We start from the raw sequence: 25,384 nt of genomic DNA on the forward strand, positions 1-25,384 counted from the left end.
TGGTGCCGGCCGGACCGTCAGCTCGCGGTCGGGCGCCAAGCCGCCTCGGCGGCCCGGACCGTCGGGTGGACGGGGAAGACCTGGTCCAGGCCGACGATGCGGAAGATCCGGCTGACGGGATCGGGCACGGCGGCCAGGGCGATGCCCCCACCGGCCGCCAGGGCGTGATTGCGGGCGGCGATGAGCACGGTGAGACCGCTGGAGTCGCAGAAGGTGACGCCGCCCAGGTCGAGGACGAGCTGCTGGCCCGGACGCAGGTCGAGCCCGGGCAGTGCGGCGCGTACCTCGGGGGCGCTGTGGTGGTCCAGCTCCCCGGCGAGCTCGATGACCGCTCCGGCGGGAGCGGTGCGGGTGCGGAGGGTCAGGTGCTGGGTCACTGCTGCTCTTCACTGGGGGGTCGGGGGACGTGGATGGCCAGGACGGCGGTGTCGTCGTCGACACCGCTGCCGAAGGTGTCGAGCAGGTCGCGGATCGCGTCGACGGTGTCCGAGGCGGTGGTGGGAGCCAGGGTGCGGGCGAAGTCGAGGAGGGCGTCGTCGCCGTAGCGGTCCTCGCCGTAACGGTCCTCGCTGTCGAGGCCGGCGCTGACATGGGCCTCGGTGAGTCCGTCGGTGTGCAGCAGCAGGGTGTCGCCGGGGGACAGCCGGACGGCGGTGGTGGCTATGTGGGCGTCGGGCAGGACGCCGATGAGCTGTCCGCCCGGGGTGGGCAGGTAGTCGGTGGTGCCGTCGGCGCGCATCAGCAGGGCCGGAGGATGTCCGCCGCCGGCCAGGGTGATGTGGAAGCCGCCCCGGTCCGGGTCCGGGTCAGGGGTCAGCAGGCCGAAGATGACGGTGCAGAAACGCGGGTCGGCGCCGTTGTACTCGTGGTTGAGGACCGTGTTGAGGTTGCCGAGTACGGCGACGGGGTCGGGGTTGTACACGGCCGCGGCCCGCAGGGTGTAGCGGGCCAGCGAGGTGACGGCCGCCGCGGCGGCCCCCTTGCCGCACACATCGCCCAGGAACAGTCCCCAGGTGCCCTCGGCCAGCGGGAACAGGTCGTAGAAGTCGCCGCCGACCTCGTCGGCCGAGGCGATGTGGTAGTACGCGGAGACGTTCAGGCCGGGCACGTCGGCCAGGATCGGTGGCAGCAGTGTCTTCTGCAGGGTGGCGGCCAGGCGCTGGAGCCGTTCGCGTTCCCGCTCGGCCTCCTTGCGGGCGCGCAGCAGCTCTGTCTCGTAGGCGCGGCGGTCGCGTGCGTCGAAGAGGGTGGTACGGATCAGCAGCGGCTGCCCGTCCTCGCCCGTCCTCACCGTCGAGGTGACCAGGACCGGCAGGCGGGAGCCGTCGGCGGCCTTCAGTTCCAGGGCGATGCCGCTGACCTCGCCCTGCATTCTCAGCAACGGGGCGAAGTGGGTCTCGTGGTAGAGCCGCCCGCCGACGGTCAGCAGGTCGGAGAAGTACCTACGGCCCAGCAGGTCGTCCCGCTCGTAGCCCAGCCAGTCCAGCAGCGTCGTGTTGACCTTCAGGATCCTGCCGTCCAGCAGGGTGGAGAGATAACCGCACGGCGCGTGCTCGTACAGATCCTCGGCGCTGTCCTCCAGCAGCGCGGAGAGTTGCGCCTCGTCGCCGGAGGAGTCACGGCCGCCGCTGTCCCCGACGGCCGCGGCCCCGTCTGTCTCGGCCTCCGCGTCTTCCTCGTCGCCGCAGCCGCGCATCAGGCGAGTGCTTCCACGAACGAGGCGATCGCTGCCGTGGTCTCCTCCGGGGCTGCGAGCTGCGGACAGTGACCGGTGGCATCGAGCGTGACCAGGCGGCTTCCCGGGATCTGGGCGTGCACGAACTCTCCCACCTCCCGGGGAGCGATCGCGTCGCTGGAGCACTGGGCCACCAGCGTGGGGACCTTGACCAGGGCGAGGTCCTCGCGGTTGTCGGACAGGAACGTCACGCGTGCGAAGACCCGGGCGATCTCCGGATCGGTGCGGCAGAAACTGTTGGTCAGCTCCTCACCCAGTTCCGGCCGCTCCGGGTTGCCCATGATCACCGGGGCCATGGCGCCCGACCAGCCCAGATAGTTCGCGTCCAGCGATCCCAGGAGCTCGTCGATGTCCTCGGCGTCGAACCCGCCCCGGTAACCGGTCTCGGGATCGTCGATGAACCGCGGCGAGGGCGCCAGCAGCACGAGCCCGGCGAACGCCTCGGGCTCCTGGACAGCGGCCACCACACCCATCATCGCGCTCACGGAATGCCCCACGAACGTCACGGGGCCGAGCGCGAGCTCCCGGCACAGCTCCAGCACGTCCTCGACGTAGCCGTCGAGCGTCGAGTACCGGTCCGCGCTCCATGCCGACAGATCCGAGTTGCCCGCCCCCACGTGATCGAAGAGCACGACGGTGAAGTCGCGCTCCAGCGCCGGGACCACCAGACGCCACATGTTCTGGTCGCACCCGAACCCGTGCGCCAGCATCACCACGGGCCCGCCGGGGCGCCCGGACACCGTCACGTGGTTCCTATGCCGCACATCCATACCAAACATCCTCGCAGACCGGGGGTGGTCCCCGCGGATCGAGGAGCTGTGCGTGGGGCGGGACGCGTGCGGCGGGGTGGTCGGCCGTCCGCAGCCCTCATAGGGTGACCCGATGGACCAGGACGAGCGGCTGCTCCACTCCTCCTCGTTCGGTGCGGCGGCCGTCGCGTACGCCGAGCACCGTCCGGACTACGCGCGGGCCGCGGTGCGCTGGGCGCTCGCACCCGCGGCCGGGCCGCGCGTACTCGACCTCGGGGCCGGGACCGGGAAGCTCACCGCCACGCTGCTCGCGCTGGGCGCGGACACCGTCGCGGTCGAGCCCGACCCGGCGATGCTGTCCGAGCTGCGCCGCTCACTGCCGGAAGTCCGTGCCCTGCCGGGAAGCGCCGAGGCGATCCCGCTGCCGGACGGGTCTGTCGACGCCGTGCTGGCGGGCAACGCCCTGCACTGGTTCGACATGGCCGTGGCGGGACCCGAGATCGCCAGGGTCCTCGTGCCCGGAGGCATCCTGGCCGGTCTGTGGAACGTCATGAACGACGAGGTCGACGGGCCCGGCGGGGCCGGCGGGATCGATGGGCTCGATGGGGCCGATGGGGCCGGTGAAGCCAACGGCGCCGGTGGGTCCCGTGGGCCCGACGGGGCTGGTGGGGCCGAATGGGCTGGTGGGGCTGGTGGGCCCGGTAGGGCCGGTGGGGCCGAATGGGTCTCCGGGCTCGCTCGGGTCGGCGGGAGCGCGGTCGTCGGTCCGCGGGACACACCCGCTGGCTGGCGCGCCGAGACGGCGACGCGCACCTTCCGGAGACGGGCGCGGCCGCCTGTTTCGGCTCGCCTGAGCGGGCCGAGTTCCCGCACGGGCAGCGCCGTACCGCCGACTCCCTCGTCGCGGCCCTCGCGACGCGCGCCGGCATGCTGGTCATGCCGGAACCGGAGCGCCGGGCCACGCTGGACCGGATCCGCGGCTATCTCGCGAGCCGACCGGAGACCGCCCGCGGCGAGTTCACGCTCCCCATGCTGACCGCCGTACTGCGCGTCCGGCGCCTGTGAGACAGCACGTCGGCACCCGGACCCGACGGCCTCGCGCCTGTCCTGTCCGGCTGCCTGCCCTGTCCGTTATTCGGTGCGCAGAGCCGTGGCCGTACGGGTCCTGGCGGCCCAGCCGGCCGGCAGGAGCGCACCCAGGGCGGCGATGAGCAGGCCGCCCAGGACGAGCGGGACCAGTTCCGCCCCGTGGTAGACGGCCATGACGGAACCGGGGAGGCGGAGCCCCACGCTGTCGCCCATCGCGGGCAGGACCCAGCCGTGCAGGGCCACGCCGAGCGGCACGCCCAGCGAACCGGCGGCCAGTCCGGTCACGACGACCGAGGTGAGGACCATCGCGACGGTCTGCCGGGGCGTCATGCCGAGCGCCTTGTGGACACCGATCTCCCGGACGCGCTCGCGGGTGTCGAGCAGGACGCCGTTGAGCACGCCGAGCGCGGCGACGGCGACGAGCATCAGCGTGAGGATCGCGGAGAGCGCGTTGAGCGTGACGACCATGTCGCCGCCGGCGCCGAGCCCGCCGGCCTGAGCGGTGACACCCAGCGGAGCCAGGTCCTTGTTCAGCGCATCGACATAGCCGGTCACATCGGTACCCGGCGTGACCGCGACGTGATGGCTCGTCTCCGTCAGGTCGGGATGTGCGCCGGCCAGAGTCGAGACGTCGGTGAAGACCTGCATGCCGTCGTTACGGGGGTCGAGGACCTCACCGACGATCCTGACCGTGACCGGCTCGGCCGCCCCGTTCCCGTTCCCGTTCCCGTTCAGGGTGACGGTGTCGCCGATACGGGCGCCGGTGGCGGTCAGGAAGGGGGTCGGGACCACGGCCTCACCGGGCCTGTCGAACCAGCGGCCCGAGACCATCGTGTAGCCGCCCCAGGAGGCGTCGCCGGTGAAGGCGATCACGTCGACGGCGCCGGTCAGACCGGACACGGCCATCCGTACCGTCGCGGCGCTGTAGTACTTCCCTGTCCCGGCGGCGGCCTCGACGACCGCGGCGGGATCGGCCTCGGACTGCTTCTCGGCGCCGGAGCCCTGAGGACTTCGGGAGCCCGGCATGCCTCCGGTACCGGGCGCGTCTACAGCACCGGACGGGCCTTCGGCACCGGGCGGGCCTGGGCGGCCGAAGTCCGGCAGTGGCGCGGGCACCACCACATCGGCGACATCGTGGGCCTTCGCCTTCATCACCTGGCCGAGCGAGGCGCTCATCCCCACGGTGAACGTGACGGCCACGGTGCCGAACAGGATCGCCGTGCCCATGGCCAGCGCGCGGACGGGCCGGGCGAAGGGCCGGGCCAGGCCCAGGGCGACCGGCCGAGGCAACGGCAGCCGTCCGGCGAGGCGGGCCGCCCACCGTCCGCGCCCCGCCGGAGAGGTCCGGCCCACGGCGAGCGCGTCGACCGTACGCAGCCGGCCGGCCCGCCAGGCACTCGCCCACGCGGTCACCGCCACCAGGCCGAGCACCCCGCCGGTCACCGTCAGGTCTACCCAGGGGGCGACGGCCAGGGACGAGGTGCCGTAGACCTCCTCGGTCTCGGCCATGACGGGGACGGCGAGCAGATGGCCGGCGACGACACCGAGGGCCGTGCCGACCGCGGCCGGGATCAGCGCCTGGCCCACGTACGCCCGGACGACCTGGGACGGGGTGAGACCGACGGCCTTGAGGATGCCGATGCGGCGCGTTCCCGTACCGACGGCCGACGCGACGATGTTGCCGACGATGAGCACCGACATGACCAGGCCCAGCGCTCCGAACGCCATGAGGAACGGGACGTAGACGGCGGTCTCTCGCTCGGCGGTCTCCTTGACGGTCAGCCAGGACTGTTTGCCGAGGACCGCTCCGGACGGCAGGGAGCGCGTCACGGCGCTGCCGCCCGCGGTGATCCGGGCGGCGGTGTCCGCCTCGGTGAAGCGGTAGAGCATCTGGTAGCCACCGCCGCCGGGCACCGTGAGCGCCGGCATCTGGGACGGGACCACCCAGGCGTCGGCGGTCCGGGTGACCGAGCGGGCCACCCCGACCACCGTCAGTTCTGGATCGCCGGGCAGGTCGGGGAAGGTGATCTCCATGCCCAGGGCCGGGATGAGCGGGGCGTCGGCGGACAGCGCGACCTCACCGGAGCGCGTGGGCCACCGCCCGTCGCGCAGCGCCACCTCGTCCACGTCACGGCCCGGATCGCCCCGGCCGGCCACGGTCAACGGGCCGCCGGGGCCGGCTCCGTCCGAGCGCGGGGTGACCGTCGCCGTACGGAAGGGCCCGGCCGCCCCGCTCACTCCTTGGACGTCCTTGGACTTCGACAACTGCCCGGCACTCACCTTGCCCGCGTCGAACTGCAGGGACAGATGCGCGCCGTGCTGCTCGGCGAAGGCGTCGTCGAAGGGCGCGCCGGACACCACGAGCAGCGATTCGCCGAGGACGGAGACGGTCACCGCCATCATCGTGGCGAGCCCGACCACCAGCGTCTGTACGCGACGGCGACGCACCCCCGAGCGCACCACTTTGCCGAGCGCGCTCATCGGACGACCTGAGAGGCGTCGATGCGCGAGGCGTCGCCCTGCGAGGCGACGGCTTCCGACCGGACGTCGTCGGTGATCCGGCCGTCGGCGATCCGGACCGTGCGGGTCGTGCAGGACCGGGCCAGGGCCAGGTCGTGGGTGACCACGACGAGGGTCTGGCCCTCGGCGTTGAGGTCGCCGAGCAGCCTGCTGACGTCCCGTCCGGCTGCCGTGTCCAGCGCCCCGGTCGGCTCGTCGGCCAGGAGCAGCGCGGGCCGGTTCATCAACGCCCGCGCCACCGCGACCCGTTGCCGTTCACCGCCGGACAGCCGCCCCGGACGGACGCGGGCGTACCGGTCGATGCCCAGCAGTTCCAGGAGTTCGGCCGCCCGGCGGTCCGCCTCGCCGCGTGCCATCCCCGCCAGGCGGGCGGGCAGGGCGACATTGTCGGTGACGGTCAGATCGTCGAGCAGGTTGAAGAACTGGAAGACCATGCCGACCTTCGACCGCCGGTAGAGCGCCGATCCGGCTTCGCCCAGCCCGTCCACCCGCACCCCGTCCACGGTGACGGTCCCCGTGTCGGGCCGGTCCAGGCCCGCGATGAGATTGAGCAGCGTGGACTTGCCGCTGCCGGAAGGGCCGAGGATCGCGACGGCCTCACCGGGCCGCACGGTCAGGGACACCTCCTGCAGAGCGGGCGGGCCGTCGTCGTACCGGCGGCTCACCTCCCTCAGTTCGATCACCGGCATGGTCACGAAGTGCTCCTTGCGTCGGGGGAGTCGGCTGCCTGAACGCTAGGAGCGGGCCCGGCCCGTACACATCGCCCGCCCGGACCCATTGCGGTACCGCGTCGGGACGATTCCCCGGAACGTCATCCCTGCGACGTAGGCGGGTGATGTATCCGGTGCGGCGAGAACGACCATCAGGACGGACTCCGCGAGGTCGCGCGACGGCGACAATGAACCGGTGAGGGACGCAGAACCGGCGACAGCCGCAGACCCGTTGAGCGACGCAGGCCCGTGGGGAGACGTACGCGCGACGCCGGCGCGCCTGTGGGAGGCCGGCCGCCGGGCGGTCCGCGACGCCGGGCTGCCGAGCGGTCCACGGCTGCGACCCACCCGGCGCGCCTGGCAGTGCGATGTGCTGATGGCCCTGGTCCTCGGCATCGCCACCGTCTACTACGGCATCGACAACGCCGACAACGTCGTGATCCGTGAGATCGCGCCCGGCGTGGAGCGCGTCATACCGCGTCCGTCCGGCCCCGCCGGCATGGCCTTCATGGTGACCCTCGCGGCCGTCGCCTCGGGCGCCCTGGCACTGCGCCGCCGCTACCCGCTCGCCGTGCTGTGCGTCGTGACCGCCGCGACTCTGGCGACACCGCAGAGCGTCCTCCGCCTGACCTTCTACGCGTACGTCATCGCCGTCTACAGCGCCGCCGTGTACAGCCCGTACCGGGTGGCGACCCTGGCGGCGCTGCCGGTGTCGGTCGTCCTGGTCGGCACCACGGGGAACTCGGTGACACCGATCGTCCCCAACGAGTACATCGCGCTGCTGATCCTGGTTCCGATGGCCGTGGCCGCCGTCGGCCTGCGGACCTGGAAACTCCGGACCGACGAGGGCCGCACCAGGCTCTCCGCCCTGGAACGTGAACAGACCCGGGCCCTGCGCCGAGCGGTCGAGCACGAGCGGGCCAGGATCGCGCGCGAACTCCACGACGTCGTCACGCACAACGTCAGCGTGATGATCATCCAGGCGGGCGCCGCCCGCAAGATCATGAAGACCTCGCCCGAGCAGGCGGGCGAGGCGCTGCTCGCCGTCGAGGCGGGCGGGCGGGCCGCCATGACCGAACTGCGCCATGTCATGGGGCTGCTCACCATGGCCGCCGAAGGCGTTGACGAGGAGGAGGCCGAGGGGACGGGCAAGGGGACCGGGACGGGGGATGGAACGGGGACCAGGACGGGGCCTGGGACGGGGACTGGGACGGGCGAACGCGCGGACCCGCCCGATATAGAGCCGGAGCTGGCCCCGCAACCCGGCCTGGACCAGGTGGACAAGCTGGTCGGACGGGTCCGGGACGCCGGACTGCCCGTCGAGCTGACCGTGACGGGCTCGCCCCGCCCCCTCCCGCCCGGCCTCGAACTCGCCGCCTACCGCGTGATACAGGAGGCCCTGACCAACACCGTGAAGCACGCGTCCGGTGCCACCGCCGCCGTGACCGTCGCATACGGACCGCGGCGGCTGCGGGTGGAAGTCACCGACACCGGCGGGCACCCGGGCACGGGCGCGACGGCCGGCAGCGGCCGGGGCCTGATCGGTCTGCGCGAGCGCCTGGCCGTCCACGACGGAACCCTGGAAACCGGCCGGCGCCTGACCGGCGGCTACCGTGTGGTGGCCCAGATCCCCCTGGAGACAGTCCCCTTGGAGACACCGTGGACACCGTGACCGAGCCGCTGCGGGTGCTCCTCGCCGACGACCAGACCCTGGTCCGTACCGGGTTCCGGTTGATCCTCGGCGCCGACGGCATCGACGTCGTCGCCGAGGCGACCAACGGAGCCGAGGCGGTCGAAGCGGTTCGCCGCACCCGCCCCGACGTGGTGCTGATGGACGTCCGGATGCCCGAGATGGACGGCCTGGAGGCCACCCGCCGCATCCTCGCCGGTGCCTCCGGTGCCTCCGGTGCCTCCGGTGCCTCCGGTGCCGCCGACACCCCCAACGCCCCCGACGCCCCGCGTGTCATCATCCTGACCACCTTCGACCTCGACCAGTACGTCTACGCGGCGCTGTCCGCGGGGGCCAGCGGCTTCCTCCTCAAGGACGTCACCCCCGAGCAGCTGACCGCGGCCATCCGCACGGTCCGTACCGGCGACGCTCTCCTGGCACCCGCCATCACCCGCCGTCTCGTGCGGAGGTTCACCCGACGCGGCAGCGACACCGCCGCGCTCCACCGCGACCTCGCCCCGCTCACCCCGCGCGAACTGGAGGTCCTCGGCCTGCTGGCCCAAGGACTGAGCAACGCCGAACTCGCCGCCCGCCTCCATCTGGCCGAGACGACCGTCAAGACGCACGTCGCCCGCATCCTCGCCAAACTCCGGCTCCGCGACCGCGTCCAGGCCGTCATCGTCGCCTACGAGACAGGGCTGGTCAGCGCGGGCGTACACGAGTCCGCGGACCCCGCTCCCGCCGCCGGGCGACCGGAGCGGGAGAGGGAGGGAGAGTGGGAAGGAGAGAGGGGCCTGCCGCCGGATGCTCAACCGGTCGCGTTCCCGAACCACTTGGGCAGGTGAGCGAGCAGGTCCCGCTGATCGTCGCCGGCCCAGGCCACGTGGCCGTCCGGCCGCAACAGCACGGCGGGTACGTCCAGTTGCTCGCTCCCGTCGACGACGTGGTCGATGCGGTCCGTCCAGCCCGACACCGAGAGCAGGCCGGTCCGGTCGAGCAGCAGACCGCGCCCGTCGTGCATCAGCGAGTAGAGGCGTCCGCGCTTGAGGTCGAGGTCCCGCATCCGGCGGCCGAGCAGGTCGTGGCCCTCGCCGAAGTCGTAGCGGACCCCGACCGCGGTGATCATCTCGGTCACGTACCGGTTCACCTCCTCGAAGTCCATCAGCTTCGAGAACAGCTCCCGCAGCGCGGTCGCCCCCGCGTCGGTCCCCAGCAGCGTGATCTGCGCACGGGTGTTGTCCAGCACCCGGGCGCCCACCGGGTGCCGTTCGTCGTGGTAGCTGTCCAGGAGCCCTTCCGGCGCCCAGCCGTCGACCGCCGCGGCCAGCTTCCAGCCGAGGTTGAAGGCGTCCTGCACCCCGAGGTTGAGTCCCTGCCCGCCGGTCGGCGGGTGGATGTGCGCCGCGTCGCCCGCCAGCAGCACCCGTCCGACCCGGTAGCGCTCGGCCTGCCGGGTGGCGTCACCGAACCGGGACAGCCAGCGCGGCGAGTGCACACCGAAGTCGGTGCCCGCGACGGCCCGTAGCCGCTCCTTGAACTCGTCGAGGGTCGGCGCGGTCGCCCTGTCCTCGGCGACCCCGTCGGCGGGCACGATGACGCGGTACGTCCCGTCCCCGTTGGGGATGGTGCCGAACCGCAGCTGGGTCTTGCGGACCTCCGCGACGACGGCTTCGACCGACGCCGTGTCCGCGGTCAGTTCCATGTCGCCCAGCAGCGTCTCGACGGTGGCGGGCTCACCGGGGAAGCCGACGCCGATCAGTTTGCGCACCACACTCCGGCCGCCGTCGCACCCGACGAGGTAGCGCGAACGAAGGCGCGTACCGTCCGTGAGCTCGACGCTCACCCCGTCCTCGTCCTGGCTCAGCCCGGCCACCTCGTGGCCGCGCCTGATCTCGGCGCCGAGTTCGACGGCCCGTTCGTCGAGGAGCCGCTCGGTGACCGGCTGCAGGGTGGACAGGCCGTACGGATGGGCCGTGTCCAGCCGGTCGGGCCAGGGTTTCATGATGCCGCCGAAGAGCCCGCCGACCTGGAACTTCTCACTGACCGCGAGGAATCGGTCCAGCAGGCCGCGCTGATCCATCATCTCGACGCTGCGTGTGTGCAGACCACGGCCCCGGGTCTCCGCGGTCGGCTCGGTCAGCTTCTCCAGCACGACCACGTGCACCCCGTGCAGCCGCAACTCGCCGGCCAGCATCAGGCCGGTCGGTCCCGCGCCCACAACGATCACGTCAATCATCAGAACCCCAACTCAACGGCGTGGAAACTCGGAAGCCGGTCCGGTGGTTTCCGGCTTCGGCCGGTGATTCTGCGCCACGACCGGGGTCTTGCCGCAAGCCCCCCGGTGCGCTATAGCTTGAGAAAGGCAAGGAGCACACGACTCCTTGCCTTTCTCGTTGCCCCCGTCGGCCGTTGTCCTCGCTGACCGTTGCCCTCGCCGGCCGCTGCCTCCGCTCGTTACGGTCGGCGTGCGAGGCGGCCGGGCCACCAGACGGCCGGGCCGATGTCCCGTACCAGGGCCGGGACCAGCAGCGAGCGCACCACGATCGTGTCGAGCAGCACGCCGAAGGCGACGATGAAGGCGATCTGCGCGAGGAACGCGAGCGGGATGACGATCAGGGCCGCGAAGGTGGCGGCCAGGACCACGCCCGCCGAGGTGATCACACCGCCGGTGGCGATCAGCCCGCGCAGCATGCCCTGCCGCGTGCCCAGTCGCAGTGTCTCCTCCCGTACACGTGACATGAGGAAGATGTTGTAGTCGACGCCGAGCGCGACGAGGAACACGAACCCGTACAGCGGCACCGAGGCGTCCGTCCCGGAGAAGCCGAAGCCGTGCCGGAAGACCAGGCCCGCGATCCCCAGCGTGGCCAGGTAGTTCAACGCCACCGTGGCCACCAGGATCACGGGCAGCAGCAGGCAGCGCAGCAGGACGACGAGGATCGCCAGGATGATCGCCAGGACGACGGGGATGATCAGGGTCCGGTCGTCCTCCGCGGTGCGCTGGGTGTCGTACTGCTGCGCGGTGTAGCCGCCCACCAGAGCGCCGGCGTCGGCGGTGTGCAGGCGGTCGCGCAGCTTCTGCACCGTGTTCTTCGCCGAGTCGCTGTCCGGTGCCGCGTCCAGGACGGCGTCGATACGCACCCGTCCCTCGACGACCAGCGGCTTGCCGCCCGGCCGACCCGACGCGGTCACCGTCTGCGCCTCGGCGACCCCCTGCGTCGAGGCCGCGGCGCGCGTGACCTCCGTACGCCGGTCCGCGTCGGCGATGATCACGACCGGCTGGCCGGAGCCGCCGGGGAAGTGCCTGCCCAGGGTCTCCTGCGCGGCGACGGACGGCGCGTCGTTGACGAACAGCTCGTCCAGGGGCACGCCCTTCGACTGCAGCGCGGGGAAGAACGCGGCGCCGGCGACGAGCAGGGCGGCGGAGGCCATCCACAGCCGGCGGGGACGGGTGTCCACCCAGTGGGCGACGCGCCGCCAGATCCCGTGTCCGCCCGTCTCGGCGTCGGCCGAACGGGGCTTGGCGGGCCAGAAGGCCACCTTGCCCATGAGGGCGAGCACGGCGGGCAGGAACGTCAGGGTCGTCAGTACCGCGCACACGATGCCGATCGCCCCGACGGGCCCCAGCGCACGGTTGTTGGTGAGGTCGCTGAGCAGCAGGGCGAGCAGCCCCAGAGCGACGGTCGCGGCGCTGGCGGTGATCGCGCCGAAGGAGTCGCGCAGCGCCTTGCGCGCGGCCTGGAACCGGTCGTCGCTGCGCGCGAGTTCCTCGCGGAAACGCGCCGTCAGCAGGAGCGCGTAGTCGGTGGCGGCGCCGATCACGAGGATGGAGAGGATGCCCTGCACCTGACCGTCCACGCGCACGATGTCGTGGTCGGCCAGCACATAGACGATGGCACAGGCGATGCCGAGTGCGAAGACGGCGCTGATGATGATCGTGAAGGGCAGCAGGACACTGCGGTAGACCAGCAGCAGGATGAGCAGCACGGCTGCCAGCGCCACTCCCAGCAGGATCCCGTCGATGCCCGCGAAGGCCTCGCCGAGATCACCCTGGGTGGCCGCGGGCCCGGCGATCTGGACGCGGGTCCCGGAGACGTCACCGGCGGCCTTCTCCAGTTCGTCCAGTACCTCGCCGAGCTTCTCCCCGAGATCCGGGCGCAGCGGTACCACGCCCTGCAGCGCCGCTCCGTCCTGCGAGCGCAGGGCCGGAGAGGGCTCGCTCTCGACACCCTCCGCGTCGGCGAGCGAGGCCAGGACCCGGGTCGCGGACTTCTGCTGGGCCACGGAGACCTCACCGCCGCCGTCGGCGGTCCAGACGAGGACGGCGGGCAGGGTCTCGCGCTCGGCGAAGGCCTTCTGCTGCTCGATGACCTTGGTGGACTCGGCGTTCTGCGGCAGGAAGGCCGCCTGGTCGTTGGTGGACACGTCGCCGAGCTTGCCCGCGTAGGAGCCGAACGCTCCGCCGAGACCGAGCCAGACGACGACGAGGACAAGGGGGACCAGCCATCGGGCGGGTCGACGCACGGGGTTCATTGACTTTCTCAACCTGGACTTTCCCCACAGGCGTGGCGGACAGGGGCCGGACAGCGGTCACCGACCAAGGTATCTCAAAGAGAAAGTATCTCAACCGTTGAGAGATATTATCCTTGTCCCATGCAGCCCAACAGTTCGGACAGCCCTGAAGGCCCCGCCAGCGATCTCCAGGCCTACGCCGTCCTGCTGCGAGCGCTGAACAGCGAGTTCAACCGGATCGCCCACTCGTTTGCCCAGGCCAACGAACTGCATGCCACGGACGTCCACGCGCTGGCCGCGATCCTGGACGCCTCGGCGACCGACGGTGAGCCGATGACGCCCTCGCGCCTGCGGGAGCGCCTCGACCTCACCTCCGGAGCCGTCACGGCGTGTCTGGACAGGCTCGAACGCGCGGGCCACATCAGCCGCACGCGCGAGAGCGCCGACCGCAGGGTGGTCCACCTCACCTACAACGCGGGCGCCCGTGCGCTCGCCCGCGAGTACTTCAGCCCCCTGGCGCGCAGCACAGAGGCCGCGCGCCAGAAGTTCACCCCCGACCAGCTGGAGACGATCGCCGAGTTCCTCCACGCCCTCAACACCGAACTGAGCAACGAGCGTTGACCGATGAACGCTGTCCGGCGACCGGCGACCGGTGATCAGCGCCCACTGACCGACGCCCGCTGACCGGCGGTCGTGATCGGCGACCGCTGACCAGGCGCCCCGGCGTCCCGTCAGGGCGCCCGGACCTCGGCGCGCTCGGGGAGTTGTCCGACGACCTCCGCGTCGGTGTTCCGGGGGGCACGGACGGCGAGGTAGCGTCCGTCGGCCTCGGCGCGCAGGGGCCCCGACGCCTTGATGCCGCCGACGGACCTGCTCCCGGCGGCCAGCAGGTACGAGGATCCGGAGGGGGCCCGCCAGCCGACGTCGGCCAGCACGTGCTGGCCGAACCGGCTGCACTCGGCGGTGTTCTCGCGGACACCGGCGGAGCGGGCGGGTTTGGTGTCCGGGCCGAGGAAGAGGTACTCCACCCGCCCGGGGCCGCGCCAGGTGTCGGCGCGGGCGCACACCCAGGTGGCCCGTCCGGCGCGCTCGGGCAGATCCTGCTGGGCGAAGACCCAGTGGTTCACCGCGCGCACTCCCCGGCCGCGCATTCCGTCCAGCCGGCAGGCGGTGCGGGCCCAGCCCCGCAGCGCGTCCGGGCCGGTGGCCTCCCGGGGCGGGCGGGGACGCGTCCCCGGCTCCGGCGGCGGCATGTAGGTCAGATGGACGGGCGAGATGCCGCCGAGGTCGGTGAGCAGGAACGCGTGCTTCTCGACGATGCGCGAGGAGGACCGCAGTTGCACGACGGGCCAGGCCCCGCAGTCGCCGTCAGCCGACGGCACCGGCAGGGGCTCGGTGAGACCGCTGTCCGAGCGGGACACCTCTCGGGCCGGTGTGTCGGGTGCCAGCAGATCGCGGGTGCCCGCCTCGGCGATCCACGGCGCAAGCAGCATCCGTACGGACTCGGGGGTGCGGGAGACTACCACCGCGGCGGCGGTCGTCACGTCGGCGCCGTCGGTGAGGGCGGACACCAGCTCGGGTGCGCCGTCGCCCCGCAGCGGTTCGCTGTAGCGCACGGTGGTCAGGTCGTCGTGCAGGACGACGACCGCGCGCCCGTCGACGTCGTCGGCGAACAGCAGACGCGGCGCCCTGCCGCTACCGGTGGACGCCGCTCCCGCCTCCTGCGACCGCCGTCCCCGCCAGGACGGGTCCGACCAGGCCCGCAGGGCACGTTCCAGCAGTGCCCGGTCCCCGGTCCGCGCACCGCGGGCGGGCCAGGCCGTGAAGTCGACCCGCGCGGTGTCCGCCCAGACACCGGCGGGCGTATGGCGCAGCAGTGCGGCGTCCGTCGCCTTCGACGAGGTCCCCGCACGTCCGCTCTCGACGGGGACACCGCTGTCGCCCGCGAGGGAGAGGGAGGTGGCTCCGACGCACGCGGCCAGCAGGACGACGGTCACGGCCGTGCGCACCCGGTGTCTGCGGCGGAGCAGATCGGTCGGCCGCGCGTGCAGCAGGCAGGGGTCGAACTCCGGTGCGAGCAGGGCGGATACGGGTGTGCCGGAGCTGTCGGCCACCGACGTGGGCCCGGATCCGGCGGACGCGACCGCCGCACCCGTGCCGCTTGTGGTGTCCGAGGTGCGGGGGCCGCTCTCGTCGATCAGCCGCCGGCCGGCCAGGAGGGCTTCTCCGGGCTCGGTCACGCCGGTCTCCCCCAGGACGGCAGCCGCCTCGTCGGCGGACAGCTTCTCCAGGACGAGCAGCGCGACGGCCGCCCGCACCGGCCAGTCGGCCTGCGCGAGGGCGCGGTCCAGGAGCAGTTCCTCGGCGCCCCCCGACTGCGGGAAGACACGCAGCCCCCATACCGCGGGGAGCGCGGGGCGCCCCGCCCACCGCCCCCATGGGCGGGGGAGCGGACCGGGCCGCGCGTCCTGGGCCATGGCCGCCCGCAGTACGGATGTCCGCAAGGCCCCGTACGCGTCCGGGGCCGCGTCCCGGGAGTCGTCCGCGCGGCGCCGGCCCGGCAGGGCGGGTCCGCGACGGGGCAGCGCCCGCTGTACGAGACCGTGGGCGGCGAGGACCCGCCGGTGGCGGCCCGGGGAGCGGGGGAGGGTGACGTAGACCAGCCGGACCAACCGCGCGTAGTGCTCCATGAGTGCGGCTTCCGCGCGCCGCACATCGAGCACACGCGGGTCGCCGTCCGAGGGTGACTGCCGGCGCACAAACATGATCGCTTCGCTCTTTCGGGGGACGAGGAAGACCTGTCAGTACGGTCAAACGAGTGATCTTCGATGCCGTCACCTTGGTCACCACACCTCGCCCGCACCTCGCCGCGCCTCGCCGCACCCCGGTCACGTCCCCGGCCCGGCCGAACCCGGCGGGCCGTCAGGGGTGTTACCTGATGTGACGCGTGATGCGGGTGGCGCGATACAGCAGGTACTCCAGCGGACCGCGGCGGAAATAGCGTGTCCAGACGGTCGCCAGCAGCATGGCCGCGCCGACGAAGGCGAGCAGAGCGACCAGGGCCGGACCGGGTTCCTCCTCCATGCCGACGACGTGGATGGCGAGGATGTGCGCGACGTAGGCGGTCAGCGCGATCATGCCGACGGCGGCGACCGGTCGGAGCAGCCGGGTCAGCCGCGGCAGCCGGGCGGCGGCGGTGACGCAGCCGGCCACCACGAGCAGGGCGACTCCCGTGTTGCCGAGGACGGAGAACGTGGTCTGGCTGTGGGGCGCGCCCACCAGCAGCCACGCGGCCGGGGTGTCGTCGCTGAGGTAGCCGACGCCGTCCGACCACCAGGCCGATGCCGCCGCGCCGCCGTCCGTGGCCGCGGCGATCGTGGTGAGGGCGCCCGGGACGAGGTGCAGGGCCAGCCAGGAGCCGCCGTAGCCGAGCACGGCCAGGCCGCCGCCGGTCAGGGCCAGCCGGGCACGAGTGCGGGCCTGGGTGAGATCGAGGCGGGCGACCGCCATCCCGGCGATCATGAACGGCGTCCAGGTGAGCGCCGGGTACTCACCGGTGAAGAGCAGTTCGAGCAGTCCGTCGGTACCGCTGGCCCGCGCCAGCGGATCCGCCGCGATGAACGCGTCGGCCCAGTTCCCGCCGTAAATCGCCCGCTGGATCGCATACAGCGCCACCGGCATGAGCAGGGCGCTCGCGGCGGCGAGCAGCGCCAGGGTGCGGGCGCGCAGCCGGTACAGCGGCAGGACGATCAGGAAGATCAGCCCGTAGAAGGCGAGAATGACGTCGACGTCGGTGTCCAGGGCGGTGAGCGCGTAGCCCGCGACGATCAGGATCAGCGCGCGCAGCACGATCCGGCCCATCGCCTGCCGTCCGGCCCGGCCGGTGTGCGGTCGCGGGCGGCCGGTGATGAGGACGAGGGAGAACCCGGCGAGCAGCGCGAACAGTGCGGAGGACCGGCCGCGCGCCAGCTCGGCGAGAAGGCCCACCGGTCCGCCCACCGTCGGCTCGGGGCCCACATGGGCGGCGTACATGCCGAAGACCGCCAGGCCACGCGCGAGATCGATACCGAGGAGCCGGCCGGCTGAGGGCGGGAGGGGGCCGCCGGCCGGCCGGCTCGGCCGCGGGACCGGCGAGGGAAGGGCCGGTGCGGAGGCTGAAGGCGCGTCGTGTGTCATGGGTTTCAGGCTGACGTGGCGCACCGGCCCGGGCCCATCCGGCAAGTGGCGGACATCATCCAGCCGGTCGGCTGGAAGCCCACCGTCGCCCAGCGGGAAACGTCACCGAAGGAACCCCTGGGCACTCTCCCGCGTGGTACGAAACCTCAAGCGGTCCACGTCGATAGGGGCGCACGTGATTCGCGTACTGGTGGTCGACGACGAAGCGTTGATCCGCACGGGCTTCGAGCACATCCTTTCCGCGGCCGACGACATCGAGGTGGTCGGCGCGGTCGTCGGCGGCCAGGCGGTCGCGGCGGCCCGGCGGTTGACGCCGGACGTGGTGCTGCTGGACATCCGGATGCCGGACGTGGACGGGCTGAGTGTGCTGGCCCAGCTGCGGCTGCTGCCGGCTGCGCCGGTGGTGGCGATGCTCACGACGTTCGACATGGACGAGTACGTGGCCGCCGCCCTGCGCTCGGGAGCGTCCGGGTTCCTGCTCAAGGACACCGACCCCGTCCAACTGCCCGTGCTGGTACGCACGCTGGCACAGGGCGGGGTCGTGCTGTCCTCGTCCATCACCCGCACCGTCGTGAACGGCTATCTCGCCAACGGCCCCCAGCAGGCCGCCCTGCGCCGCGTCACCCAGCTGACCGGCCGTGAGAAGGCCGTCCTGATCCTCATCGCGGAAGGTCTGCCCAACGCCGCCATCGCCGCCCAACTGCACCTGAGCATCGGCACGGTCAAGGACCACGTGAGTGCGCTGCTGGCCAAACTGCGGGTGGGCAGCCGGGTCCAGGCCGCCCTGCTGGCCGAACGCGCGGGTCTGCTCAAACCGCCGGGCGCCCAGGAGGAGGGATGAAGCAGCCCGCGCACGAGGGAGGCCGGACGCGCTCCGCCACGCACCCGGGAGGCCGGCTGAAGCGCGCCGCGCGCCCGCGGCGGTGGGCCGCGGCCCGGCGCGTTCCGCCCCCGATGATGGACGCCCTGCTCATCGGCATCGCCCTGCTGGACATCTGGGTGCACATCGAGGACGACGAACCGCAGCGCAGGGCCGCCGCGCTGCTGGCCGCCGCGGCCCTGTCCCTGCGCCGCCACCTTCCGCTGGCGGCCTTCCTGTGCGCCCTGCCCGCGACCCTGGTCAGCGACGCGGTGTTCGCCACCCTGGCCGCGCTGTACGCCCTCGCCTCGCTGAGCCGCAGCCGGGTCCTCCTGGTGGTCTGCGCGCTGCTGTTCGCCGCCTGCGACATCACCTGGTGGATGTGGCCCTCGCCGACGTTCGCCGACTTCTCCGATCCCTCCGACCTGATCAACGTCACCTACAGCCTGGCCACCGCGGCGGCGCCGGTCTTCCTCGGCCAACTCGTGCAGGCGCGCCGCGAACTGTCGCTGCGGCTGGCCGAGATCTCCCAGGCGCGTGAGCACGGACGCGAACTGCTGGCCCAGAGCGTGCTGGCGAAGGAACGCGCGCAACTGGCCCGGGAGATGCACGACGTGGTCTCCCACCAGGTCAGTCTGATCGCGGTGCGCGCGGGAGCGCTGCAGGTGGGCAGTCAGGAGCCGATGGCGCAGGAGGCCGCGGCCACCATCAGACGGCTGAGCGTGCAGACCCTGGACGAACTGCGGCACATGGTGAGCGTGCTGCGCGCCGCAGGCAGCCGCCCCACGGAACTGACCCCGCAGCCGTCGCTTGCCGATCTGCGGCGGCTGGTCGACACCAGCGGTATCGAGGCCGAGCTGCACACCGACCTGCCGGACGCCCTGCCCGCGACCATCCAGCGCGCTGTGTACCGCACCGTGCAGGAAGCGCTCACCAATGTCCGCAAGCACGCCCCCGGCGCGAGGGCCGCCATCCGTATACGGCTGGCCGAGGGGACGGTACGGGCCGCCGTGACCAACACCGCGCCCACCCGGCCCGCCCTGCTGCTGCCCGGCGCCCACCACGGCCTGGCCGGTCTGCGCCAGAGGGCCGAACTGCTGGGCGGCACCGTCATCGCCGGTCCCGCCGCCGACGGCGGTTATGAACTGCACCTGTGCCTGCCGCTGCGGCAGACGCGGTGAGGCGCGTGAGCACTCCTCCGGTCCCCGCCGGACGTGCCGCGCCCGGCGGGCACCACCGGTGGATCAGCGGAAGTTCACGTCGCTGCACAGGAAGTACGTCTGGTCCATGTGGGACGCCTGCCAGATCGTGTAGACGACATGGCGGCCACTGCGGCCGGAGGTGCTCACGTCGACGGCGTAGTTCTGACCGGGGGCGTACGTGCCGGTGCGGGCGACCAGTTGAAGGTCGTCCCAGGTAAGTGGCTGGGTGGCGGGGTCGAACCCTTGGCGTGTGACATAGACGAGGAGGTAGTCGGCGCCGTGGCTGGCCTGGTCGTGCAGCTTCACGGTGAAGTTGTTGCCGATGTCCGTCGTCTTCCAGGCGCCCACGGTGTCCAGGGAGTTGTAGCGGCCGCCCTCGGTCCGGCCGCCGCTGCACAGCTGCCCGTCGGGGACGACTGCCTCGAAGTTTCCGGCGGAGCCGTTACGGTACAGCCCGTTCCAGTTCCACATGGCGTTCGAGTCGGCCTGCCACGCCTGCCAGCACATGGGGTCTTCCTGTGCCATGGCGGGGTTCTGGAAGTCGCTTCCCCAGCGGAGCCAGCAGCCGTAGTTGCGGGACGCCGGGTCGACCACCGAGCCGTGGGCGTGGGCCGGGGCGCTCCAGGGGATCAGGCAGAGCAGCACGGCGGTGAGCAGGCTCAGGGCGAGGGTCGCCCGGGAAGAGCTGACGCGATCATGACAAGTCAAGGCGTGCCCCTTTCGGATGTGCCGGGAGTTTCCCGTGTCTTGAGGAGGTGGGGGATCAGGTCCTGCGGGCCGGGTCTGCGGGAGCGCACCGCAACCGTGGGGGTGCGCCGGAGGCGTGGGAGCGCTCCCGCGCCACCCAGGCTGGGTGCGACGAAACGGAATGGCAACACTCGATTGCGCCAGATTCACGCTCGGGCCGCTCGGGCCGCTCGGGCCGCTCGGGCCGCTCGAGCGTTCCGAGTCGTCCGAGCCGTCCGGGCCTCCCGGGCTGTCCGGGCCGCTGTGCCGGATTCACGCTCGTGACGCGGTACGGAGCGCGGTTGCCACGCGCGTGACGGGGTCGGTCGGCGGCTGCGGAAGCCGGGCCAGCAGCAGACGTCGCTGCTCCTGGGGCCCGCCGCGCACGGGCAGGACGCGTACCCCCGGCGGCGCGGCGGCGGCGAGTGAGGCGGGGATCGTGGTCAGTCCGCAGCCGGCGGCGACGAGCTGGAGTTTGGCCAGCCAGTCGCGGGCCGTGTGGACGATGTCGGGACGCTCGTCCAGGCCGGGCCACACCCCCAGCAACCGGTCCCCTCCGGCGGCGGATCCGGCGATCCAGCGCTGCCCCCGCAGGGCGGTCACGTCGATGTGCTCGCCGCGAGCCAGTGGATGGGCGGCGGGTACCGCGAGACACAGCGCGCGTTCCGTGAGGGTCTCCAGCGCCAACGGGGGCGACTCCGCGTCCGGCGGGCGGAACGGGGGCGCCGCCGCCAACAGGGCCAGATCGAGACCGCCGGCCCGCAGGGCGCGTACCAGCGCCGGGGTGCTGCCCTCCCTGCTGACGACGTGCAGGCCGGGGTCGCTGCGGCGCAGCTCCGCCAGTGCCGCGGGCAGGAGCACGGCTCCCGCGCTGGGGAACCAGCCCAGTCGGACGGTCCCGGCCTGCCCGGGCAGACCGGACAGTTCGCGTGCGGTCGCGTCGATCTCGTCGAGCACGACCGTCGCGCGCCGTATGACGACATGGCCGGCCGCGGTCAGCCGCACCCCGTCGCGCCGCCGCTCCAGCAGCTCCGCGCCCGCCACCCGTTCGATCGAGGCGATCTGCCGGGAGACCGCCGACTGCGTGTACCCCAGCGACACCGCCGCCGCGGTGAAGCTCCCCTGCTCCGCCACCGCGCAGAAGACGCGCAGCGCGGTCAGTGACACCTGCGTGAAGTCCATGAGGAATACGCATACCAGGTGTGCGCGACTCTCGTTGGACGCATGCCGCGAACCTTCCTAGCGTGGCCCCATGACCGCTTCACGCATCGCCCTCGTCACGGGGGCCAACCAAGGGCTCGGCCGCGCTCTCGTCGAAGGGCTGGCGGCCCGTATGGGCCCGGATGACATGGTTCTGCTCACCGGGCGCAGTCACCGGCGCGTCTCGGAGGCCGCCCGGGAGGTGGCGCGGGCGGCCGGTACGCGCAGCCGGGTGGAGGGCCGCGTGCTGGACGTCTGCGACCGCGAGGCCATCGCCCGCCTCGCCGGCGAACTGCGCACACGGCACGGCGGGGTCGACATCGTCCTCTCCAACGCCATCGCCCGTCTGCTGCCCGAGGACTCCCAGGCCGAGCGGGCCGACGAGTTCATCGACGTGTCCAACACCGCCACCCACGCGATCCTGCGCGCGTTCGGGCCCGTCCTGCGCCCGGGCGGCCGGCTGCTCGTCGTCGCCAGCACGCTGGGCACCCTCGGACACCTCGACCCGCGGCTGCACCACCTGTTCGACGGTGTGAGCCTCGACCAGGTCGAGTACGCCGTCGAGTCCTGGCGCGGTGCCGTCCACTCCGGGACCGCCGAGGAGGCGGGCTGGCCGCGCTGGCTGAACGTGCCGTCCAAGGTGGCCCAGGTCGCCGCCGTCCGCGCGGTCGCCGCCGAACGCCGCGAGGGCGATCTCGCCGACGGGACCCTGATCGCCTCCGTGTGCCCCGGCATGGTCGACACCGCCACCTCACGCCCCTGGTTCAGCGACTACGGCCACGCCCAGTCGCCCGCCCGCGCCGCCCGCGCGGTGCTCGACCTGGTCCTCGCCGAGCGGGTCGCCCCCGACCACTACGGCGAGCTGGTCCGGTTCGGAAAGGTGCTGCCCTGGTACAGCGGCACGCCTCCGACGGAACAGGACCGAATCCTCACACCCTGAATGCGCTGACCGTCGTCACCAACGACTTCACCACCGTGGACCAGCTGATGGCCGCCGCTCCCCACCTCGACCTCATCCATGTCGGCGGGAGGGTGGAGTCCGCCGACCGGTCCGGCGTCGGCCGCCTCACCGCGACCGTCCTGCGGCAACTCGCCCTGGACATGGCCTTCATCAGCACCAGCTCATGGGACCTCCTGCACGGGGTGACCACTCCCTCCGACCTCAAGGTGGAGGTCAAGCAGACGGCCATGGAGTGCACGGGCACCTCCGGAACCGCACTGCATCTGGTGAAGCCTCAACAGTGACATCCCCCGGGCGACGGTTGGTGGTCACCGGGACGGCGGAAGCCGGTAGACGGAGACGTGGGAGCGTGAGTCGGCGGTGAAGGCCGTGCCGTCCCAGTCGGCGTGCCTGGACTCCAGGTCGAGACCGGCGAGTTGGGCCATGAGGTCGAGTTCGGCCGGCCAGATGTATCGGTGCGGGCTGCGGAACAGCCGCGCCCGCTCGGTCTCGTCGAACCGGAAGTGGTGCGAGACGACGTGCTGGCGCAGGACGTCGTACGTGTCCAGACCGATGTAGTCGGGGTCGGACCGCCAGACCATGGCCTCCTGGCCCGGCGGGAGCTTGCGCAACTCAGGCACCCAGAGCTCGACCACGAACCGCCCACCGGGAATGAGATGGCGGGCGGCATTGCGGAAACACTCCACCTGCTCGGCCTGCGTGAGGAGGTTCGAGATCGTGTTGTACACGAGATAGACCAGGCTGTACTCGCCCGGGGCGGCGGTCGTCGCCATGTCTCCGACGACCACGGGGATCGTCGCCTCGTCGGCCTTGGCGCGCAGTTGCTCCACCATCGGCGGTGACAGTTCGATGCCGGTGACGGGGACGCCTCGTCCGGCGAGCGGGACGGCCACCCGGCCGGTGCCGATGGCGAACTCCAGCGCGGCCCCTTCCCCCGCGAGGTCGGCGAGACGGTCCACGGTCGGCCCCAGCGTCTCGGGCGCGAACATGCCGGTGCCGGGCGTGTCGTAGCGCCGCGCGGTGGCGGCGTCCCAGATCTCTGCCTGCTGCATTCCGTCAACGGTCGCCGCCGGCCGATGTGTTGTCCAACGGTTTTCTCTCTATGACGGGCAGCCGGCCGGCGCTTGAATGGGGGTGCTCCGAACGTCGTGGACGAGTGGGCCGAGGCGGGGGTCTGGCGTGAAGGCGATTGTCGTGGGTGCGGGCATCGGCGGACTGGCGGCAACGCTGAGCCTGCGCCGGTCCGGCCATGAGGTGACGCTGGTCGAGCAGACACCGCGGTTCACCGAGATCGGCGCCGGTATCCAGCTCGCGCCCAACGCCACCCGCGTACTGCGGCGGTTCGGCCTGCTGGACGAGGTCGCCGCGCGGGCGTACCGCCCCTCCGAGATGTGCTTCCGTACCTGGTCCGACGGGACCGACGTCTGCCGCTACCGGCTGGGACGCGAGGTCGAGGACGAGTTCGGGGCGCCCTACCTCCTCCTCCACCGCGCCGATCTGCGCGAGGCACTGGCGGCCGGAGTGCCGTCCGCTTCGGTGCGCCTGGACACCACGGTCGTCGGGATCGACCAGGACGACACGGCCGCCCATGTCACCACGGCGAGCGGCGAGCGACTGAGCGCGGATCTGGTCGTGGCGGCCGACGGCATACGGTCCGCGGCCCGCCAGTGGCTCTTCGGCGCGGACAAGGCACTCTTCTCGAGGACCGCCGCCTACCGGGCCCTGCTGCCGGCCGACCGGGTGGCCGATCTGGACCTGCCGGAACTCGCCGTCTGGATGGGACCGAGCCGCCACTTCGTCCACTACTGGGTACGTCGTGGGGAACTGCTCAACATGGTGGCCGTGTACACGGCGGACGAGGCGCAGCAGACGCAGGAGTCGTGGACCGCGCGAGCCGAACCCGGGGAGCAGCTGGGTGAGTTCGCGGGCTGGGACCCCCGGGTGCTCCGCGTCCTGGAACGCGCCGGGCAGGTGTTCCGCTACGGCATCTACACACGAGCCCCGCTGGAGCGGTGGAACGTCGGACGGGTGACCCTGCTGGGCGACAGCGCCCACGCGATGGTGCCGTTCCTGGCCCAGGGCGCGGCCCAGGCGATCATGGACGCGGCTGTGCTCGGTGACGTACTCACCGACGCCACGCCGGCCGAGGTGCCGGGCGCACTCGACCGGTACGTACGCCGACGGCTGGCGACCGCCACGAGCGTGCAGGCCGGGGCCGCGCGGGCGGGCGACGAGTTCCACCTGCCGGACGGCCCCGAGGCCCGGACCCGCAACGCCCGGATGGCGGCCCACGCGGCCCGCAACAGGTTCATGCCGCAGTCGGCCGGCTGGAGGGACGCCGCCCGGCCGTCCCGGTCAGCGGGATGAACGGGCGGTACGGTCCCGGCTGAAGTCCAGCGAGAGGGCGAAGCACCGCTCGACCTCGGCGTCGGGAAGGCCGTACCAGAGGTGATCGGCTCCGTCGATCAGCCGCAGGTCGGCCGGTACTCCGGCCTGCCGCAGAGCGGCGGCCAGCCGTATGCCCTGGTCGCTGGGGATGATGTGGTCCTCGGTGCCGTGCAGGACGAGGAACGGCGGCGCGTCGCCGGTGACGTGGTGGAGGGGGCTGGCGTCCCGGGTGCGGTCGGGCATGTCGGCCGGAGCCCCTCCGACCAGCATCGCCTCGAAGGTGTGCCCGTCAGCCGGGTCCTCGGCGAGTGCGAGGAGATCGGTGGGGGCGTACCAGGTGACACAGCCCGTCACGGGTGGGACCGAGGGGCCGCGGCTGCCGGAGGTGAGAGCGAGCAGGGCGGCCAGGTGCCCGCCCGCGGACTCGCCCCACAGGACGGTTCGGGCGGAGTCCAGGCCGAGTTCACCGGCCCGCCCGTGCAGCCAGGCCAGCGCGGCGGACAGGTCGTCGACCTGGGCCGGATGCACGGCCTCGCCGCTGAGCCGGTAGGCGGGGCAGGCGACGGCGAATCCCGCCTGGGCGAGGCGGGCGAACGGGCCGGGCTGCCAGGAGCGGAACGCGGGGCCCAGGTCACCACGCAGGCCGGTGCGCCAGGCGCCGCCGTGGACGAAGACGATGACCGGGAGCGGCCCCTCGGGCTCCTCGGGGAGCCACAGGTCCAGTTCCAGGGGGCGGTGGCCGTCGGGCACCAGATAGGGGACGCCACGCAGCAGCCGTACGCCGGGGGCGGGCAGCGCCGCGGGCGGCAGGGGCAGCCCGGCCGGGTCGGGCGGGGCGAGGAGTGCGGCGAGGTCGGGTGCCAGGGACATGGGTTCCTCCGGGATCCGCGG

The 25,384-nt window shown here is 72.5% G+C and carries 21 protein-coding genes and 1 pseudogene; 9 read left to right on the plus strand and 13 right to left on the minus strand.

Going from position 1 to position 25,384, the window contains the following annotated elements; translation table 11 throughout:
* Nucleotides 1-17: 17 nt before the first annotated feature.
* The 3 genes from IE278_RS00960 to IE278_RS00970 are packed head-to-tail and all read right to left on the minus strand — an operon-like array spanning nucleotide 18 to nucleotide 2,505.
* Nucleotides 18-377 (minus strand): STAS domain-containing protein, encoded by a 360-nt coding sequence (locus IE278_RS00960; protein ID WP_189767716.1) that lies wholly within the window; start codon nucleotides 375-377, stop codon nucleotides 18-20.
* A complete protein-coding gene (locus IE278_RS00965) occupies nucleotides 374-1,696 on the minus strand; it encodes a PP2C family protein-serine/threonine phosphatase (RefSeq protein ID WP_189767718.1) in 1,323 nt (440 codons plus the stop codon). The genes IE278_RS00960 and IE278_RS00965 overlap by 4 nt, the downstream gene beginning before the upstream one ends.
* Nucleotides 1,696-2,505 (minus strand): alpha/beta fold hydrolase, encoded by an 810-nt coding sequence (locus tag IE278_RS00970; protein ID WP_189767720.1) that lies wholly within the window; start codon nucleotides 2,503-2,505, stop codon nucleotides 1,696-1,698. Before IE278_RS00970 ends, IE278_RS00965 begins: the two co-directional genes overlap by 1 nt.
* A gap of 112 nt (nucleotides 2,506-2,617) precedes the next feature.
* Here IE278_RS00970 and IE278_RS42860 point away from each other — a divergent pair, with 112 nt between their 5' ends.
* Entirely contained in the window at nucleotides 2,618-3,520 is a 903-nt protein-coding gene (locus IE278_RS42860) for a class I SAM-dependent methyltransferase (RefSeq protein WP_281403086.1), read from the plus strand.
* Between the two features lie 95 nt (nucleotides 3,521-3,615).
* Here the strand turns inward: IE278_RS42860 and IE278_RS00980 are convergent, their stop codons facing one another.
* Together IE278_RS00980 and IE278_RS00985 are read right to left on the minus strand one after the other, a co-directional pair.
* Complete coding sequence (locus tag IE278_RS00980) at nucleotides 3,616-6,054, minus strand: ABC transporter permease (RefSeq protein ID WP_189767722.1); 2,439 nt, start codon at nucleotides 6,052-6,054, stop codon at nucleotides 3,616-3,618.
* Nucleotides 6,051-6,788: an ABC transporter ATP-binding protein gene (locus IE278_RS00985; RefSeq protein ID WP_189767724.1), complete on the minus strand. Its 738-nt coding sequence runs from the start codon at nucleotides 6,786-6,788 to the stop codon at nucleotides 6,051-6,053. Before IE278_RS00985 ends, IE278_RS00980 begins: the two co-directional genes overlap by 4 nt.
* Before the next feature lie 295 nt (nucleotides 6,789-7,083).
* Here IE278_RS00985 and IE278_RS00990 point away from each other — a divergent pair, with 295 nt between their 5' ends.
* Together IE278_RS00990 and IE278_RS00995 are read left to right on the plus strand one after the other, a co-directional pair.
* Entirely contained in the window at nucleotides 7,084-8,475 is a 1,392-nt protein-coding gene (locus IE278_RS00990; protein WP_246569897.1) for a sensor histidine kinase, read from the plus strand.
* A complete protein-coding gene (locus tag IE278_RS00995) occupies nucleotides 8,472-9,317 on the plus strand; it encodes a response regulator (protein ID WP_246569900.1) in 846 nt (281 codons plus the stop codon). The genes IE278_RS00990 and IE278_RS00995 overlap by 4 nt, the downstream gene beginning before the upstream one ends.
* Here IE278_RS00995 and rox read toward each other — a convergent pair.
* Together rox and IE278_RS01005 are read right to left on the minus strand one after the other, a co-directional pair.
* Nucleotides 9,281-10,708 (minus strand): rifampin monooxygenase, encoded by a 1,428-nt coding sequence (gene rox / locus IE278_RS01000; protein WP_189767726.1) that lies wholly within the window; start codon nucleotides 10,706-10,708, stop codon nucleotides 9,281-9,283. The two genes, IE278_RS00995 and rox, sit on opposite strands and share 37 nt — an antisense overlap.
* A gap of 218 nt (nucleotides 10,709-10,926) precedes the next feature.
* On the minus strand, nucleotides 10,927-13,002 hold the full coding sequence (locus IE278_RS01005) for an MMPL family transporter (RefSeq protein WP_189767728.1): 2,076 nt from the start codon (nucleotides 13,000-13,002) through the stop codon (nucleotides 10,927-10,929).
* Between the two features lie 120 nt (nucleotides 13,003-13,122).
* Here IE278_RS01005 and IE278_RS01010 point away from each other — a divergent pair, with 120 nt between their 5' ends.
* Nucleotides 13,123-13,602 (plus strand): MarR family winged helix-turn-helix transcriptional regulator, encoded by a 480-nt coding sequence (locus tag IE278_RS01010; protein WP_189767730.1) that lies wholly within the window; start codon nucleotides 13,123-13,125, stop codon nucleotides 13,600-13,602.
* Between the two features lie 110 nt (nucleotides 13,603-13,712).
* Here IE278_RS01010 and IE278_RS01015 read toward each other — a convergent pair whose 3' ends face one another.
* Nucleotides 13,713-15,746, minus strand: coding sequence for a hypothetical protein (locus tag IE278_RS01015; protein WP_189767732.1), 2,034 nt, complete (start codon nucleotides 15,744-15,746; stop codon nucleotides 13,713-13,715).
* A gap of 166 nt (nucleotides 15,747-15,912) precedes the next feature.
* Nucleotides 15,913-17,157 (minus strand): DUF418 domain-containing protein, encoded by a 1,245-nt coding sequence (locus IE278_RS01020; RefSeq protein ID WP_189767734.1) that lies wholly within the window; start codon nucleotides 17,155-17,157, stop codon nucleotides 15,913-15,915.
* 175 nt (nucleotides 17,158-17,332) lie between these two features.
* Here IE278_RS01020 and IE278_RS01025 point away from each other — a divergent pair, with 175 nt between their 5' ends.
* Nucleotides 17,333-17,998 carry a response regulator gene (locus tag IE278_RS01025; RefSeq protein ID WP_189767737.1) on the plus strand — a complete coding sequence of 222 codons (666 nt, stop codon included), beginning with the start codon at nucleotides 17,333-17,335 and terminating at the stop codon, nucleotides 17,996-17,998.
* A 113-nt stretch (nucleotides 17,999-18,111) separates the two neighbouring features.
* The gene (locus tag IE278_RS01030; protein ID WP_189768984.1) at nucleotides 18,112-19,197 is read left to right on the plus strand and encodes a sensor histidine kinase; all 1,086 of its coding nucleotides are present in this window, start codon (nucleotides 18,112-18,114) and stop codon (nucleotides 19,195-19,197) included.
* A 63-nt stretch (nucleotides 19,198-19,260) separates the two neighbouring features.
* Here the strand turns inward: IE278_RS01030 and IE278_RS01035 are convergent, their stop codons facing one another.
* Together IE278_RS01035 and IE278_RS01040 are read right to left on the minus strand one after the other, a co-directional pair.
* Entirely contained in the window at nucleotides 19,261-19,926 is a 666-nt protein-coding gene (locus tag IE278_RS01035; protein WP_189767739.1) for a lytic polysaccharide monooxygenase auxiliary activity family 9 protein, read from the minus strand.
* A gap of 291 nt (nucleotides 19,927-20,217) precedes the next feature.
* A complete protein-coding gene (locus IE278_RS01040; protein ID WP_189767741.1) occupies nucleotides 20,218-21,126 on the minus strand; it encodes a LysR family transcriptional regulator in 909 nt (302 codons plus the stop codon).
* A gap of 70 nt (nucleotides 21,127-21,196) precedes the next feature.
* Between IE278_RS01040 and IE278_RS01045 the strand changes: the two genes are divergently transcribed.
* Nucleotides 21,197-22,084, plus strand: coding sequence for an SDR family NAD(P)-dependent oxidoreductase (locus tag IE278_RS01045; RefSeq protein WP_189767743.1), 888 nt, complete (start codon nucleotides 21,197-21,199; stop codon nucleotides 22,082-22,084).
* A gap of 2 nt (nucleotides 22,085-22,086) precedes the next feature.
* A pseudogene (locus IE278_RS01050) lies at nucleotides 22,087-22,353 on the plus strand (sugar phosphate isomerase family); the annotation flags it as partial.
* A 60-nt stretch (nucleotides 22,354-22,413) separates the two neighbouring features.
* Here IE278_RS01050 and IE278_RS01055 read toward each other — a convergent pair.
* Nucleotides 22,414-23,157: a class I SAM-dependent DNA methyltransferase gene (locus IE278_RS01055; RefSeq protein ID WP_189767745.1), complete on the minus strand. Its 744-nt coding sequence runs from the start codon at nucleotides 23,155-23,157 to the stop codon at nucleotides 22,414-22,416.
* 127 nt (nucleotides 23,158-23,284) lie between these two features.
* On the opposite strand from IE278_RS01055, the gene IE278_RS01060 reads away from it, so the two are divergent.
* Nucleotides 23,285-24,472, plus strand: coding sequence for an FAD-dependent monooxygenase (locus tag IE278_RS01060; protein ID WP_189767747.1), 1,188 nt, complete (start codon nucleotides 23,285-23,287; stop codon nucleotides 24,470-24,472).
* Here IE278_RS01060 and IE278_RS01065 read toward each other — a convergent pair.
* On the minus strand, nucleotides 24,461-25,363 hold the full coding sequence (locus IE278_RS01065) for an alpha/beta hydrolase (RefSeq protein WP_189767749.1): 903 nt from the start codon (nucleotides 25,361-25,363) through the stop codon (nucleotides 24,461-24,463). The genes IE278_RS01060 and IE278_RS01065 overlap by 12 nt on opposite strands.
* Nucleotides 25,364-25,384: the final 21 nt, after the last annotated feature.

Origin of the sequence: Streptomyces tauricus (assembly GCF_014650955.1) — a bacterium.
Taxonomy (GTDB): Bacteria; Actinomycetota; Actinomycetes; order Streptomycetales; family Streptomycetaceae; genus Streptomyces; species Streptomyces tauricus.